The 16,884-nt window shown below is 37.2% G+C and carries 15 protein-coding genes; 11 read left to right on the top strand and 4 right to left on the bottom strand.

The features are described from left to right. Window positions 1-232: 232 nt before the first annotated feature. Window positions 233-649 carry a DUF1284 domain-containing protein gene (locus tag WQ54_RS31695; protein WP_046590970.1) on the bottom strand — a complete coding sequence of 139 codons (417 nt, stop codon included), beginning with the start codon at window positions 647-649 and terminating at the stop codon, window positions 233-235. A gap of 293 nt (window positions 650-942) precedes the next feature. Here WQ54_RS31695 and WQ54_RS32335 point away from each other — a divergent pair, with 293 nt between their 5' ends. Next, entirely contained in the window at window positions 943-1,314 is a 372-nt protein-coding gene (locus tag WQ54_RS32335) for a GNAT family N-acetyltransferase (protein WP_052738067.1), read from the top strand. A 227-nt stretch (window positions 1,315-1,541) separates the two neighbouring features. Here the strand turns inward: WQ54_RS32335 and WQ54_RS31685 are convergent, their stop codons facing one another. Beyond that, window positions 1,542-2,744: an MFS transporter gene (locus tag WQ54_RS31685; RefSeq protein ID WP_046590969.1), complete on the bottom strand. Its 1,203-nt coding sequence runs from the start codon at window positions 2,742-2,744 to the stop codon at window positions 1,542-1,544. 29 nt (window positions 2,745-2,773) lie between these two features. Further along, window positions 2,774-3,352: a TetR/AcrR family transcriptional regulator gene (locus tag WQ54_RS31680; RefSeq protein WP_046590967.1), complete on the bottom strand. Its 579-nt coding sequence runs from the start codon at window positions 3,350-3,352 to the stop codon at window positions 2,774-2,776. 321 nt (window positions 3,353-3,673) lie between these two features. On the opposite strand from WQ54_RS31680, the gene WQ54_RS31675 reads away from it, so the two are divergent. From WQ54_RS31675 to WQ54_RS31645, 7 genes are all read left to right on the top strand, one after another. Further along, on the top strand, window positions 3,674-4,126 hold the full coding sequence (locus WQ54_RS31675; protein WP_046590965.1) for a MarR family winged helix-turn-helix transcriptional regulator: 453 nt from the start codon (window positions 3,674-3,676) through the stop codon (window positions 4,124-4,126). A 170-nt stretch (window positions 4,127-4,296) separates the two neighbouring features. Next, on the top strand, window positions 4,297-4,782 hold the full coding sequence (locus WQ54_RS31670; RefSeq protein ID WP_046590963.1) for a nitroreductase: 486 nt from the start codon (window positions 4,297-4,299) through the stop codon (window positions 4,780-4,782). Window positions 4,783-4,853: 71 nt separating this feature from the next. Beyond that, a complete protein-coding gene (locus WQ54_RS31665; protein WP_046590961.1) occupies window positions 4,854-5,486 on the top strand; it encodes an O-methyltransferase in 633 nt (210 codons plus the stop codon). Window positions 5,487-5,796: 310 nt separating this feature from the next. Continuing rightward, window positions 5,797-6,552, top strand: a complete 756-nt coding sequence (locus WQ54_RS31660; RefSeq protein ID WP_046590959.1) for a DeoR/GlpR family DNA-binding transcription regulator — start codon at window positions 5,797-5,799, stop codon at window positions 6,550-6,552. A gap of 802 nt (window positions 6,553-7,354) precedes the next feature. Beyond that, window positions 7,355-8,326 carry an ABC transporter substrate-binding protein gene (locus WQ54_RS31655; protein WP_046590957.1) on the top strand — a complete coding sequence of 324 codons (972 nt, stop codon included), beginning with the start codon at window positions 7,355-7,357 and terminating at the stop codon, window positions 8,324-8,326. Between the two features lie 47 nt (window positions 8,327-8,373). After that, window positions 8,374-9,930: a sugar ABC transporter ATP-binding protein gene (locus WQ54_RS31650; protein WP_046590956.1), complete on the top strand. Its 1,557-nt coding sequence runs from the start codon at window positions 8,374-8,376 to the stop codon at window positions 9,928-9,930. A gap of 6 nt (window positions 9,931-9,936) precedes the next feature. Further along, window positions 9,937-10,923, top strand: coding sequence for an ABC transporter permease (locus WQ54_RS31645; RefSeq protein WP_046590953.1), 987 nt, complete (start codon window positions 9,937-9,939; stop codon window positions 10,921-10,923). 85 nt (window positions 10,924-11,008) lie between these two features. On the opposite strand, the gene WQ54_RS31640 is transcribed toward WQ54_RS31645, so the two are convergent. Further along, window positions 11,009-11,818, bottom strand: a complete 810-nt coding sequence (locus WQ54_RS31640) for a carbonic anhydrase (protein WP_046590951.1) — start codon at window positions 11,816-11,818, stop codon at window positions 11,009-11,011. A gap of 696 nt (window positions 11,819-12,514) precedes the next feature. On the opposite strand from WQ54_RS31640, the gene WQ54_RS31635 reads away from it, so the two are divergent. The 3 genes from WQ54_RS31635 to WQ54_RS31625 all read left to right on the top strand — a co-directional run bounded on the left by WQ54_RS31635 (window position 12,515) and on the right by WQ54_RS31625 (window position 16,845). Beyond that, entirely contained in the window at window positions 12,515-13,936 is a 1,422-nt protein-coding gene (locus WQ54_RS31635; protein ID WP_046590950.1) for a sugar porter family MFS transporter, read from the top strand. Between the two features lie 288 nt (window positions 13,937-14,224). After that, complete coding sequence (locus WQ54_RS31630; RefSeq protein WP_046590949.1) at window positions 14,225-15,235, top strand: LacI family DNA-binding transcriptional regulator; 1,011 nt, start codon at window positions 14,225-14,227, stop codon at window positions 15,233-15,235. A gap of 569 nt (window positions 15,236-15,804) precedes the next feature. Next, on the top strand, window positions 15,805-16,845 hold the full coding sequence (locus WQ54_RS31625; protein ID WP_046590972.1) for a Gfo/Idh/MocA family protein: 1,041 nt from the start codon (window positions 15,805-15,807) through the stop codon (window positions 16,843-16,845). Window positions 16,846-16,884: the final 39 nt, after the last annotated feature.

Here is a 16,884-nt window from a genome sequence, read left to right as displayed (position 1 = left end):
TGGGCTTAAAAGTTTATATCAAAGATATGAATTTCTACGTCAAACTTAATTGAACCGCCGTATACCGAACGGTACGTACGGTGGTGTGAGAGGTCGGGGGTTAGTCACCCCCTCCTACTCGATTTGTATGAATTTCTTTACAACAGCCTTGTCTAAAGTTAGACGTTTTGACCGAGGATATGGTTGTGACGAAACAGGATACTGAACGTTAAAGTAATAGAATAGGAAGGTCTTATGTCACTTCCCTTAAACCCTTCCCTTCAAGAATCTCTCTAATACCTTCTTCACAAAACCCATAGGAACGCCAAGAACAGTTTTTACAGACGTTTTGGAGATCGGAGGTGCTCACATGTTTTTGGATACGGGTTTCAATGTCCTCCCAACTCAAAATTTGTCCGATTTCAAGTCCCATTATGTTTAAGATCGCCTCATCTCTCTTGTAGATATTTTCATTTTGGCAGTGGTATTCTCCTGAGTTAGGGTACTTTTCACACAGTTGATCAGGTCCTTTTACAAGGTTAATCCGTGTTTTGGGATTGTTTCTCAAGGTTTGATGCAATCGGGTCATATTTGCCACATATTCTGGAGAATAGCCCATTCCCCGATAGCCCAAAAGACAAAAAAGATGATGGCCGCGCAGTTTATACATAATGCACCTCCAGTTCAAATGGATTGTTAAATATATGTTAACATAAATTGTATAAAGGTTAACATTTTATCTCGAAAAGTTAGAAACTTAATTGCTTGGGAAAAGCAAAATTTACTTGATAGAGAAGTAAATGATAAATATTTCGCATACATTGTGACGTAGTAATTTAAAAATGAAATATTAAGGAGTACATCATACAATTTAGAAGGGAAAGAGGATGATGACAATTGAGATCGTACATGCAAGCGAATTAGGGGAAGATGGCAAAAAGAAAATAAGTGAGATTTTTGTAGATGGCTTTTGGCAAACATCTTGCCATTCTCTCAAAAGATAAAGAAATATTAGTTCAGGCTTTTGAGCATATGTTTAATGCGGATGTGTTTTATTGTGCGGTGATCGATGGGGAAATGGCCGGTATCACAGCATGCACGAATGGAAAAGCTTCTTCCGTTTACCTAAATAATAAAGAGCTTAGAAGGCATTTAGGGTTTTATAAAGGCACATTAGCATCGATATTTTTAAAACGGGAATTTGAAAAACCTCCAATTGAGACTGGAGACAAAATAGCATCGGTTGAATTTGTTGCCACAGCTTCCAGCTATCGAGGCAAGGGCGTTGCAACAGCTATAATGGATCATTTATTTCATTTGCCTCATTATCATTAATACATATTGGAAGTGGCCGATACAAATACGAATGCTGTTAACCTTTATGAAAAGCTCGGCTACAAGGAATTTAAACGAATTAAACATAAATATAGTAAAAGTAGCGGAATTAATGAACTTGTATATATGAAGTATGTAAAACCAAATACTCAATAATGGTAAGAACCGGTTGTTCCGCTTTATTGGAAAACCGGTTTCTCTTTTTTATTTCTTATTTCTTATTTCAATTATTCAGCTAAGCTTTGTGCCAATTGCTTTTCCTTCCACATGACGGTAATGCTCAGGCCGATGATCATAATGGCCGATGAGAAAAGATAAGGATAGTGGATGTTTACATCAAACAGGATTCCGCCAATTGCCGGTCCGGCGATATTCCCCAAGCTCGTATAGGTTGAGTTCATTCCAGCAACAAAACCTTGCTCATTTTCGGCAGCTTTTGATAAAAATGTTGTCAATGCCGGGCGAAGCAGATCAAATGCGAGGAAGATAAAGCAAGTTACCGTAAGCACCGCCAAAAAACTAGAAATCATGGTTGATACTACAGCTAATATGGCACCAGCTAATAAACAAATTTGAATCAGCTTTTTTTCACCGAGCAGGTCGACCATTTTTCCAAACATAAATACTTGAACAATCACGCCAAAGAGTGAACTTATCGTAATAATTAAGGCAATGTCCTTAGGAGTAAAACCAAATTTATGGTCAGAAAATAGGCTAAAGACTGTTTCATATGCTGATAAACCGAACGCTAATACAAATACAATCATAAATGCAATAAAGTATAGGGGATTAAGGGAACGTTTTAAATCGCTTAAAAAGCTTGACTGTTTTGTATGAGCAGACATTTCTGCAAGCTGTTCCTTTGTTAGCGGCTCCTTTAAAAGAAATATAGATGAAATGCATGCTAAAAAGGCAATGGCTGCTGCAAAAAAGAAAGGCATTCTTATTCCATATTCTGCAATAAATCCGCCAATTCCAGGCCCTATAATAAAGCCAGTGCTTATGGCCGCTGAAATATACCCCATCGCTTTTGGACGTTCTTGAACAGAGGTAATATCGGCCATATAGGCAGTAACACCCGGCATAATAAATGCGGCACTAATCCCCCCAAGAATCCTTGATAAATAAAGCAATGATACATTCTTTCCTAAACCAAAGATAAGTTCAGAAACACCAAAAAGAAATAAACCGGCTATGATAATGTTTTTTCTGCCGTAACGGTCAACCCAACGTCCTGCAAATGGTGACATTACTAGTTGTGCCACCGCAAAAACGGCAACAAGATAGCCCATCGTTTTTCCTGATAGATGCATGATATTCATAAAGGATGGCATAACAGGAATGATAAGGCCAATACCTAAAAAGGCAATAAATAGATTGCTCAGGAGGATAATAAGTACTCCTTTTTGTTCTTTTATTGGTTTCTTCATAGATCAACACCTCTTTCTGTCGTGAATCTTTAATGTGAAATGCCTCTCCAATATACTTTCCAAGAGGCATCTAATTTGTCCTTTAGTCGTTTTTCATCATTGCCGTATACAAGCTCGACCATGATGGAATCGACTACTCCTAAGAACGCAAACGTAGGTGTTATTGCTTTGTCTTCAACTATTGCTTTCGCATCAATCCAATCCTGGAATTTATTTTCGAAGATCGCCTGCACCTTACTCTCAATATCGATAACTTCCTTTTCAATAGCCTTTGCAAGATGGGGTGGCGGAAAAAAGGACATGCGCAGCCAAAACTTTAAATGTTCATTTTTTTGGAATAGATCAATCACCAATTGCAAGAACCCGTACAAGTCTTGTTCAGGATTTTGTGCACCGATTTTGCTGAAATAATGAAGTTTTGAAGACAGCTCAGCCTCTTTCGCATCATGTAAAACTTGCAGAAAGAGATCATCCTTCCCTTTAAAATAGGCGTAGATTGATTGCTTTTTCATGCCGACTTCTTCTGCTATTTGAGAGAGGGATGCACCTTCATACCCATGAATAGTGAAATATTTTAGGGCTGCATCTTTAATTTCATTGATTTTCAATAGTCATCACCTCGAAATTTTACGAACGTTCGTCAGTTATAATACCAAAAAAAGTAATAGGAAGCAAGTTTTTAATAAACATAGAGAGTCTAAACAAATAATTTTTACAAAGAATAATAGATATTTATATGGGAGTTCCTATTTTAATTATTGATCATTAGAAATCATAATAGATTGAGGGGATTTTTGTAAAAAGTATACCTCTATAAAGGCATCGGTTCCCATGCCTTTATAGAGGTATACTCGCAATAATAAGGATAACCATGTATTGACAATTTATTTAGGATCGCTATATAATTTATTTTGTGAGGTGAATGTTAGATGGAAACACGTGATAAACAGCTGGAACAATTTGTAGACTGTTTTCAAGCGATTGGCCGGTTTATGAAGCGAAATCAGCGGAGTAACCAAAATGCGACTGAGATAACAAAAACCCAATGGCTGATTTTGCGCTTTTTGTGGAAACACGATGGCAGTACGATCGGACAGCTTGCTGAACGGCTGGAGGTTCGTTCAAGTTCAATGTCACAAATGATTGATCGTTTAGAGCTTGCTGGAATGGTATATCGTGAATCAGATAAGAACGATGCGAGAACACGAATTGTCAAATTAACAGAGGCTGGTAAAGAAACCATCACGAAAATGAAAAATGCCCAAGTGGAGCTGCTTTCTGGCCCGTTTAATCAGCTAACATCAGAGGAACAAACTGCACTTGTTGAGATTATGATGAAAATGACAAGCCAGTTAAAACCACAAGGATTTAGACGGAAATAACATTTTATAGTCGATTTAATATTTAGGGTCGCTACATAAAATAATTGCTGGTCCAAATTTGACGATACCTTTAAGCTCACGAGCTCTTTAAAAGAATTTATTTACCTCATAAACACAATGTCAAAAAATAGGTAGAAAAAATTCCAAACATTCTAAAGGAGGAATCTTTCATGAGTATCATTGATATTATTAATTCACGACGTACAATAAAAAAATTCAAAGTAGATCCGGTTGAGATGGAGCAAATCAGCAAATGGCTGCAAGCGGCTGCAATGGCGCCTAATCATAAAATGACTCAACCATGGGAAGTGTATGTAGTTGGTCCTGAGACAAGAGAAAAGTTAAACCACAAAACAAATTTCTTTCATGCACCCGCTGTCCTTGCGATTTTATCCAAGCATGGTGCAACTGAAATTGAAACAGAAGAAAATCTCATTGCTACAGCATGCTTTGTACAGAATTTTAATTTAGCTGCATGGGAAGAAGGAGTTGGCACATTCTGGTCATCGTTTGGGAGCTCTCCGAGAAACCGTGAAATTCTTGGTGTTCCTGATGGTTATGATGTGGTAGGGGTATTTGGTGTAGGATATCCTGAAGAAATAAATGAGCCAAAAGAGAGAACGGCTATTCAAGAAAAAATAACATACTTATCATAAAAAAGGATAGATCATCTTTTAAAGATATTGTTTGTCGAAAGCAATACCACTTTACATTCAGGAGGAAAAGGATGAAAATTGAAGCGTATATCCATTCTCTGTTTACGAAAGATGATGCTATATTAGATCAAGTCTTAGCAAGCATTCGTGCTAACGGTATGCGAAATATATCCGTACCGCCGGAAATCGGAAAGCTGTTGACCCTATTAGTAAAAATTTCAGGTGCCAAAGAGATATTGGAAATTGGAGCTCTTGGAGGGTACAGTGGTATCTGTCTTGTACGCGGTCTTCGGGAAGAGGGCCATTTAACCTCACTGGAGTTGAAAGAAGAATTTGCCCAATTGGCACATACCAATCTAAAAAAAGCTGGTTTTGGTGACCAAGTAACCTATTATACTGGCGAGGCTTTAAAGAGCTTGGACCAGCTCGAAAAGGAACAAAAAAGGTTTGATTTTATTTTTATTGATGCGGATAAGGAAAATTATCCAAATTACCTGGAACGGTCATTAAAACTTGCCAATCCCGGTGCACTGATAGTCGGTGATAATGTGTTACGAGGAGGAAGGGTCTGTGATACCTCGTATGGTGATGCACAAACAGATTACATACGTGCTTTCAATGATCGACTGGCAAAAGATCCAAATCTGGAATCGATCATCCTGCCGATTGGAGACGGAATCGCAATTGGTCGGGTGAAGGGGTAAATTTAATATCGTTAAGTGTAAAAGGTTACCTATCGGTTGTCGCCGAAGGTATCCTTTTTTTATTTCTCAATTCACTGTTTTCTTTGTCTGTCTGCTGTCCAGAGCAAATGGGATGAATGTACTGATTTAAAGGAATAAATAAGTTGTATAATACATGGAACGAAACAATTGACCAACGAATAAATCAGCCTTATTGTCAATCAACAAAAGATACGTTATGTTATACACGTTGAAGACAAGATGGTAAAGTAAAGGAATTGATTATCTAACATTTTTTATATTTTAACTATTGTAGTTAGGGGGAGATAGTTTGCTTATATCTGAGCGTCATCGTTTGATATTAGATTATTTAAAGGAAAAAGAGAATGTTAACATTCATGAATTAGTAGGCTTAACAAAAAGTTCAGAATCTACATTGCGACGCGATTTGGATCAACTAGAAAAGCAAAACTACATAAAACGTGTACATGGCGGTGCTACACTGTTACAAAAAAAACGTGAAGAACTAAGTATGATTGAAAAATCTACTCAGAATCTGAAAGAAAAAGCGATTCTGGCAAAATATGCTGCGCAAATAATTGAAGATGGTGACTGTGTATACCTTGATGCAGGTACAACAACCTACCAAATGATCCAGTATTTAGATCAAAAGAATATTGTTGTCGTTACAAATGGGGTTGACCATTTGGATGCATTACATGCAAAGGATATAAATACCTATATCATTGGAGGATACGTCAAAAAAGCAACAAAAGCGCTGATTGGTAGTAATGCTTACGAAAGCATGAAAAATTATCGATTTGATAAATGCTTTATCGGAACAAATGCAATCCACTTTGAATTAGGCTTTACTACTCCAGATCCAGAAGAAGCGCAAATAAAAGCAAAGGCTCTCTCTCTCTCTCGAGAAAAATTTGTCCTTGCAGATCATACGAAATTTGGAGAGGTTTCGTTTTCTAAATTTGCCGAACTGCATCAAGCTAAAATCATTACGAATGAAGATGATTCGATGATATTGGAGAAGTATAAGAAAAAAACAGAAATTTACAGTTCTGCTTTTTCTTAAGTGTATGATTTGGAGCTGACTATAGATGTATCTATTTTACATAGAAGTGTGTTTATTTCTTTGTCCACCGTTGTATAGATTGGACAATGTGGATAAAAAATAACGTTGCTGTTTAAGGTGGCGTTACCAGGAATGAGTGATAAAGTAAACATTCTTAAAGTCAATTTTAATTTACAGACATTAGGACGGACAACAGTTTTCTAGTTGTGCGTCTTTTTACTTATTCAATAATTTTGAGCTTTTTATTATCATGATTATTTTTCAAGCCTCACCAACATGTATTAATTTTTTTTACCTTTATATTGAGATTCACAAAAATAAATATTCTTGGAAATTATTTGTTTAGAGTGTAACAAAATGAATGGAAGGATTATCATTCAAAGCCCCTGGGAAATTCATATAAAAGCATAGTTTTAAAAAAGATAAATGGTTAATATTTACTATTTTTAATATAATTTACTGAATTTTGCCAAAATATTGACAGTTGTTAAGAAGCATAATATAATCAAAAGCAATCAAAAATAATCATATACGATCAATTTACACAAAATGATCATTCGTAAAAAATCATTTGTTTCTTCATTTACCACTTTTATTAAAAACGCTAACAAGTACTTCTTTAAAATTCCCATTTCATTACACAAACATCATAGAAGAACTTCATTTTAAGACAATGCCTCATAATTTAATCACTTAAAGGAGGTGATGCAGCTACATTTTGTAAGCGTTTATAATAGCTTTCATCAATCGTTACTATCCTTGAAAATCGTTTTTAAATTATTCATTCCTAGGGGGCTTAACTATGAAAAAAAATGTAAAAACTTTATTCGTACTAATTTTATCAGCTGTAATTGCTTTAATGTCCGCATGCAGCAGTGCAAGTGAAACTACAACCGGTAGCTCTGGACAAGAAAACAGTGACGCTAAGTTAAAAATCGGATTAACCGTAGGGACTTTAGCAAATCCATTTTTCGTTGCTATGGGGAAAGGTGTTGAAGAAGCTGGAAAGGAATTAGGTGCGGAGGTCCTTGTAGAAAGTGCTGAATATGATCTTGCAAAGCAAACGTCTCATATTGAAAACTTTATTACCAAAAAAGTAGATGTGATTTTATTGAATGCAGTTGATACAAAGGGGATTGCTGCAGCTGTTCAACAAGCAAAGGATGCTGGCATTCCAGTCATTGCAGTTGATACAAATGCTGAGGGCGGAGTTGATGCTACTGTTACTTCAGATAACTACCAAGCAGGCAAGCTTGCTGGTGAATATGTGGTTGAACAATTAAATGGAAAAGGAAACATTGTTATTATTGATGGACCTCCTGTATCAGCTGTTACAGATCGCATTCAAGGGTTTGAGGATGTGATTAAAGAGTCTGGAATTAAAGTAGTTGCAAAGCAAAATGGTGAAGGAAACCGTGAAAAAGCTTTATCAGTTATGGAAAGTATTTTACAAGCGAATCCATCGGGGGCTATTGACGCTGTATTTGCGATTAATGACCCTGAAGCAATCGGTGTTGAAATTGCTTCAGAGCAAGCTGGAAGAAAAGATGAGTTTTTCATTGTAGGTGTTGATGGTGCTCCCGAAGCGACAGAGGCAATGGCGAAAGAAGGAAGCTCCATTATGGCTACTTCTGCTCAATCACCAAGTGAAATGGTGAAAAAAGCAGTTGAAATTGGCATGAAGGTGAAAAAGGGTGAAGAAGTCGAAGAGCTTATTAAAGTACCTGTTGAGCTAGTTACTCAAGATACATTAAATTCTTACAAGGGCTGGTAAATGATTCGAAGGGTCAGACCCTTTTTATATGAAGGTGGGATTGGCGTATGGCGGTTAAAGAGTTGGTAACAAAAAAACAACACATAATGAAAATGCCGGTACTGAATATGGAAGGGATAAGTAAAACATTCTCAGGTGTAAAGGTGTTAAACCATGTGAGAATTGAGCTCTTTCCAGGTGAAGTACATGCGTTAATGGGAGAAAATGGTGCAGGGAAATCAACCTTTATGAAAATCCTTGCAGGGATCCATTCACCCGATCAGGATGGAGGGACCATCTATTTTAAAGGTCAATCTATATCATGGAGAGATCCTGTTGAGGCAAGGAACAGAGGAATAAGTGTGATCCACCAGGAGTTAAATCTCTCTCCTAATCTAACAATCAGTGAAAATATTTTAATGGGTTCACCTTTTCCAAGAAATCGATTAGGAATGGTCAAATGGGACGAGGTCCACGAACGTGCACAAAAGGTGTTAGATTCAATGGGAGCTAATCTAAATCCACGTGCACTTGTTTCAACCTTGAGTGTAGCACAACAACAAATGGTCGAGATTGCTAGATCATTATCTTTTAAGGCAGAGGTTCTCATCATGGATGAACCTACAGCCTCTTTAACTGATAAAGAAATTAAGAAGCTATTTCAAATGATAGAAGATTTAAAAGAACAAGGAGTTGCTATTGTTTATATTTCTCACAGAATGGACGAAATCTTTAAGATTTCGAATCGATTCACTGTATTGCGTGACGGTGAATGGGTTGCTAGCGGGCCGATTGAAGAGACGAATCCGGAGCACCTTGTAAAGCTAATGGTAGGTCGCGATTTAAAAGATTTATTTAATCGAACGAAAGGATCTGAGCCAACACGCTCATATGGAGCTGCCCCTGTTCTAGAACTGAAAAATATTTCTGACAATACCATTGTAAAAGATGTATCATTTAAAATTTTCCCTGGTGAAATTGTAGGTTTAGCAGGACTGGTAGGGGCAGGTCGAACAGAGCTTGTTAGGGCTCTATTTGGTGCATCTGAGCTGAAAAGCGGGGATATATACGTAGATGGCAAGTCTGTGAACATAAAATCACCAATCGATGCAATGGCAAATGGAATTGCTCATGTGCCTGAAAGCAGGAAAGAACAAGGTTTATTTTTATCAATGTCAGTAAAAGAAAATCTTTTAATGGCCGAATTAAAGAAGCATTCAAAGTCAGGGATTATTCGTTGGAAACAAGTTAATGCGAGTGCCGATCAGTTTATAAAAGACCTTAATATAAAAATCGCCTCACCTGAACAGCAGGTTTCAAACCTTAGCGGCGGTAATCAACAAAAGGTAGTCATCGCTAAATGGCTGTCCATTACACCTAAGGTTTTACTGCTTGATGAACCTACTCGGGGCGTCGATATCGGGGCAAAGACTGAAATACACAAAATTGTCTCAAAGCTTGCGGATCAAGGTTTAGCCGTATTGGTTATTTCATCTGAGCTTCCAGAAGTTTTAGGGCTCAGTGATCGAATCCTTGTCATGTGTGAAGGAAGAGTAACTGGGGAACTTTCGAGAAAAGAAGCTACGCAGGAAAAAATTATGCACCTAGCTACGAAAGGGGAGTAGAAGAAAATGAAGGAAAATATTCAATCAGTTTCACCATCGCAAAGCCTGCAGGTAGGAATTATTCTTCATGATTTATGGAATCGTTTAGGAATGATTATGATTCTATTATTATTATGTGTTGTCCTTTCGTTCACAGCACCAAACTTTTTAGATACTGCCAATATGTTGAATGTATTAAAGCAGGTTTCTATTATTGCGGTATTGGCAGCTGGGATGACAATCGTTATTTTAACAGGCGGAATTGATTTATCAGTTGGTTCCACAGTTGCTTTATCAGGTGTTATTTCAGTTATGGTTTCTGCTGCAGGAGTTCATCCTATTATTGCGATGTTATCAGGTGCAGCAGTTGGTTATGCTGTAGGACTTATTAATGGTTTTTTTACAGCGAAAACGAAATTGCCATCATTTATCGTGACATTAGGAAGCTTTACGTATGTTCGCGGTCTTGCTTATGTCATAAGCGGCGGTTATCCAATCGTTTTGCAAAATGAAACCTTTAAATTCATTGGCGGCGGAGCTATTTTTGGAGTACCTACCCCGATTTATATCATGCTTTTGGTATATGGTGTGATGTTTTTTGTCCTTAAGTATACAATGTTTGGCCGCCATATTTATGCAATCGGCGGGAACGAAGAAGCAGCCCGCTTAACAGGAATCAGGGTTGAAAAGACATTAATAAATGTTTATTCCATTAGCGGCTTATTAGCTGGTTTAGGTGGCGTCGTTTTAGCTGGAAGATTGTATTCTGGACAGCCAACTGCAGGACAAATGTATGAATTGGATGCCATTGCTGCAGTTATTTTAGGCGGAACAAGCTTAACTGGAGGTAAGGGCAGAATACAAGGAACGATCATAGGGGTTTTAATTATGGGTGTTATTAGTAATGGGTTAACATTAATGGATGTGAATTATTATTGGCAGCTGGTTGTAAAAGGAGGCGTGATTGTAGCAGCCGTTTTATTGGATCGCTTAAGAGGGAGCGGTGCAAGATAATTTTCAATCCAGAGCCAACAATAAAAAAGGAAAAATGACCATTCAATCGCTCTTGAATGGTCATCACTTTAAATAAAATCATCCTTTAATTGATTTTATATAATTCACGACCGTTTAAAGATTGAACTGAACGATGATTATCAGGGAAAATTTGCTGGAATGTCTGAATTTGTTCTTTCGACATTTCAATTGGCTGCTCAAATATGATCCATTTCACCTCTTCCGTACAAGGAGGCGTTGTTAATGATCCATTATAATGAATTGATGTTTGATCTTTAGGGAGTACTCCCAATAAATCAATTGGTTCTTTTACAGTCATTTCTTTCGATGTTTCATCCTTCGGTAATACATCCCAAATAGATGCAAATTTTTCATTTTCCTTTCCTTCTTGTATCATGACTCCAAGGACGGCAATCTTTCCATTGCTGTCTTTATGTACGAGGTGCAGCTCCATATCATAATTTTGGCCATTAAATTGGTGTTCACTCGGAGTATGGAAATGAAATTGCGCAAGCTTATACTCTTTACCTTCAACTGAGATGCTGTTGCTTTCTGTTGTAGCATTAGCCTGCACGGTATGACCGTTATTGACAAGAGTAAAAGCTGTAGGTTCATATTGAATCCGAGTATTTTCTGATTTTTTTTCCGTTACTATCTTTGAGAATTCAATATTAATTGGAGATTGCTCACTTCCGTTAACACATGCTGAGTTTGCTTGATCTAATTCTCCCCAATATTTAGGTCCCGTTTCACCTTTGTAGGACCAATGAACAGTGTGGTCTTCTTTTTCTTTACTTTCATTAGTTTCAGTTGTAGCATTCGTTTTTTCCGAGCAGGCTGCTAATGAAACGCTTAAAGATACAGCTAAAAATGGATATACGAACTTCTTATTCATGCTAATCTCCTTTTTGTGAATCTTCCGTATTTATATAAAATAAAATACTAAATTTTACATAATAGCAAGACAAAATTTGCCAGTTAACGATTACAAATTATAATCAGGAAGAAATAGCTATTTTTTATAAGTAAAAGGAATCAGAATACTCCATATTAGTGGGGAAGGCACCTGATATATTTAGTCCTGTATTTTGAAATGAATGTTTAAAAAAAGAGAAATGTCGGAATAAATACAATTTTTCTAAAAAGGTGTTGATATCTTTTTAAGGATAGGATAATATAAAACCATATTTAGGGTTATCGATTACCCTATTGTTAGATAAGGATTGAAAACGTTTTAATCTAAAGTATTTGTAAAAAGGGTAAAAATAAAGCAGACAAAAAGGAGGTTTTATAAAAAAATAGAATAAACTTTCTGCCTCTAGCAGGTAATCGATAAATCTTTTAGTTGAAAAGGAATCGATTACTATAGCGTTGATTCAACAGGTGTAGGAAAAAAAGTGTTACTGAAAACACTGGAAATGTAAGCGTTATCTAAGGCGCTTCTTAAGAAAAGTCAATGATCGTTATTATCATATTAACATTAAAAGCACTTAAATATTATTGTTCATCTAACTAACGGTCATTCTTTGATTAAAAAATAAATAGAGAAAAAACATATCTATTTATGAAGGGGAAGAGAGGAGAAATCCATATGAATAAACAGGGAAACCAAAAGTCGTTTTTACGTACGATTATCTTAGTCTCGACATTCGGAGGGCTTCTTTTTGGATATGACACTGGTGTAATTAATGGAGCTTTGCCGTTTATGTCTGAAGCACTTGGCCTTAATTCATTCACTGAAGGTATTGTTGCCAGTTCACTTCTTTTTGGGGCAGCACTCGGTGCAATAATTGGCGGCAGGCTTTCAGATATTATCGGACGTCGCAAAAATATTCAATATCTTGCAGTGCTTTTCTTTGCATCTACACTTGGATGTACACTTGCACCGAACGTAACGATTATGATTATTTCCCGGTTCTTTTTAGGTCTTGCTGTAGGGGGAGCATCAGTAACAGTTCCAGCATATTTAGCGGAAATGTCACCAGCAGACAGAAGGGGCCGAATGGTTACTCAGAACGAATTGATGATCGTTACCGGACAACTTTTAGCCTTTGTTATCAATGCTATTTTAGGCAACACAATGTCTCATCATGATCATGTTTGGCGCTACATGCTTGCAATCGCGTCACTTCCAGCTATTTTCTTATTCTTTGGCATGCTTAGAGTTCCGGAAAGCCCGCGTTGGCTGGTATCAAAAGGAAAAAATAGGGATGCCCTAAGCGTCCTCCTTAAGATACGTGAAGAAAAACAAGCTCAATCAGAGCTTAATGAAATTGAGGAAACTCTTGCGAAAGAGGCAGGGACTAAGCAAGCAACATATAAAGATTTAAGTGTACCTTGGATTCGCCGTATCCTATTGCTAGGGATTGGAATTGCAGTAGTGCAACAAGTTACAGGTGTTAACTCAATCATGTACTACGGTACTCAAATTCTTAAAGATGCTGGTTTAGGAACTGAGGCTGCTCTTGTTGGTAATATTGCAAACGGTGCCATTTCAGTTTTAGCTACTTTTGTTGGTATTTGGCTTCTCGGCAAAGTTGGCCGTCGTCCAATGTTGATAACTGGCTTGGCAGGAACTACGGTGTCACTTTTACTTATTGGGATATTCTCTCTTTCGCTTGAAGGATCTGTGGCATTGCCATACGTCGTACTTACTCTAACAGTAACGTTTCTTGCTTTTCAACAGGGAGCAATCTCACCTGTCACATGGTTGATGCTTTCAGAGATATTCCCGCTTCGTTTACGCGGGATAGGTATGGGTGTTACTGTTCTTTTCTTATGGGTTGTTAATGGTTTTATTGGCTTGGCATTTCCAGTATTGCTTGATAAGGTTGGCTTATCTACAACGTTCTTTATTTTTGTTGCTTTGGGACTTGCAGCAATCGGATTTGTGAATAAATTCTTACCGGAAACAAAGGGACTGACTCTTGAACAGTTGGAACATAAATTCCGTAATCATGATAAGCAAGATCAACAGGAATACTTGGAACAGGTTGACATCCAAGCAAAATAAATAACCAAAAAAAGATGTTGATTTGAAGTTACACCGGAGAGAAATGCCGGTATAGAAATAGATCAATAGACTGCAATGGAGTTCTTATGAATTCTTTGCAGTCTTTTTTTATTAGGGGTTTATTACCTTTTATTCTTACCATATCTAGAATTTGAAAGAGAGAAAGATATGCTGAACACAATGGACTATGATATAATAATCCAATAATAAATCAGTACGATTGCTGGGAGTTTGTGCATACCACTTCGTTGTGAAAAGAATATACATCGGTTGAAAGAGTGGGAAGAAATGAAACCAACCATTTACGATATTGCGAGGGAAGCGGGAGTCTCTGCTACTACGGTTTCCAAGGTAATTAATAATAAGGGCCGGATAAGCGAGAAAACAAAAAATAAAATCATGCAAATCATCGAGGAGTTTCATTATCAACCTAATGTGCTGGCTTCTGCGATGAAAGGAAAATCTACTTACACTATTGCACTGTTAATTCCTGATGCGGCTAACCCTATATATGCCCAGTATTTAAAATATATAGAGGAATATGGGCAGGAGTTGGGATTTAGTGTTGTCATGTGCAGTACCGGGAGTGACCCTGAAAAGGAAGCTAAACATATTACCTTATTAAAGCAGAAACATGTAGACGGTATAATTATTGCTTCGATCTTTAAAAACGAACAAGTGTTAAAACAGCTTATTGAGGAAGAATTGCCGATCGTCCTTTTTGCATTTCAACGACCGGAACTTCCTGTAGGCAGTGTAACCGGAGATGATTATTTAGGAGGTTATCTTGCAACTGAACATTTGTTGTCATTAGGACACCGCAGAATTGGAATTATTGCCGAGGACGCAACCATAAGCGGGACGGAACGAATTAAGGGATATAAAAAGGCTATCGAAAATGCCGGACTAGAGGTTAATGAAAACTTAGTTATTACAATTAATGAACCAACCATTGAAGGGGCAGCGGTGCATGCTAAAGAATTGCTTAACAATGCACAAAGGCCTACAGCGATATTTGGCTGTAATGATATACTGGCAATTGGATCGATGCTTGCAGCGAAGGGCCTTGGGATCAGGATACCGGATGAACTTTCTATCATCGGATTTGATAACACGGTTATGTGTAAGATTGTAGAGCCTCAGCTATCATCCGTAAATATACCGATACACGAAATGGGAAAACAGGCAATGGAACTGTTGGCTCAGCAAATTAATAAAAAGAATAACATGAAGCAACGTATTTCTCTTTTACCAGAACTTATTATTCGTCATTCAACAGCAAAACTTAATAAAGAGTAGATTGAAATTTATATCTGGATGAGAAGTTCTATCTACTGGAAACCATTTTAAAATGTATTATTCAAAAAGAAAAAAAGGCGAGAAAATCATAGTTTTACTTTGATTTCTCGTCTTTTTATTGCATTTAAACTTTTTTTGTTGAACTGTAAAGAAGAGGCATCTATCACAAAGAGGAATCGATAAACCAGATCGATGCGGAAAAAACTCTAAAATAATTATCAGAATATAAACTTTATTAAAAAGATATTGAAATATCCTGAAGTATAGGATAAAATGAAATCAACTTTTTAAGGGTAATCGATAACCCTAATTCAAAGAAGAGGGATTTCAGGTCCATTTGTCTTTTTCATTTAAAAGAGAAGATATTGTTTGGAGGACACTATCCTTATAGATACGTTGAATTTGTAAGCGTTGTCCTTTGTTTAGGCTATAATGTCGGAAATATAACGAAAGTAGTGAGAGTAAATAGTTATAAAGATGATGTGCAGGTTGAACGTAAAACAATAAGACTTGTCCTTTCAAGAAAAACAAACTTTCGGCAACTACTAAATAAATTTGGAGGAATGACCATGACTTTAAAATTTGGCGTGATCGGAACAGGTGCAATCGGCAGTGAACATATTAAAAGAATCACAAACAAACTATCTGGTGGAAAAATTGTCGCTGTAACGGATGTGAACGAAGCATCGGCAAGAAACGTTGTAAATCAATTCAAGCTAGATGCAGTTATCTATCCTGATGATAAAGCACTTGTTGCTGATGAAAATGTGGAAGCGGTGTTAGTAACAAGCTGGGGTCCTGCTCATGAACAAAGTGTACTGGCAGCCATTGAAGCTGGGAAGTATGTTTTTTGTGAAAAACCGTTAGCAACAACAGCAGAAGGCTGCATGAGAATTGTAGAAGCGGAAATGAAACATGGTAAGCGTTTAGTACAGGTTGGATTTATGCGAAGATATGACAATGGTTACGTACAATTAAAACAAGCCATTGACAGCAATTACATTGGCAATCCATTAATGGTTCGCTGCGTACACAGAAACCCTTCTGTAGGAGAGAACTATACAACAGATATGGCCATTCACGATACACTCATTCACGAAATTGATGTATTGCATTGGTTAATCAATGATGACTATAAATCTGTACAGGTGGCATTTCCGAAGAAATCATCCCGCGCACTTGCACACTTATCCGACCCGCAGCTCATTACGTTAGAAACAAATAGCGGTATCATCATTACAGCAGAAGTGTTTGTAAACTGTCAGTACGGCTATGATATCCAGTGTGAAGTGATCGGTGAAGAAGGGATTGCCTATCTGCCTGAGTTCCCAGGGATCACCACTCGTAAGGATGGGAAGCTTGGTACATGCATCTTAATGGATTGGAAAGATCGCTTTATCGATGCTTATGACATAGAATTGCAAGATTTTATCGACTCAATCAAGAAAACAGGCGAGCCTAATGGTCCAACATCTTGGGATGGCTACATTGCAGCTGTCACAGCGGATGCTTGTGTAAAAGCCCAGCATTCAGGAGAAAAAGAGCCTGTGACATTATCCGAGAAGCCAGACTTCTATAAAAATGAAAAAACAATTGGTGCAACAGTCTAAAACTCTTATTAAATATGGCACTGTCGCTGTTAGGGTTTT

It is taken from the genome of Bacillus sp. SA1-12 (assembly GCF_000981385.1).
In the GTDB taxonomy this organism is placed as follows: Bacteria; Bacillota; Bacilli; order Bacillales; family Bacillaceae; genus Metabacillus.
This window is presented reverse-complemented; position numbering and strand designations above follow the sequence as displayed.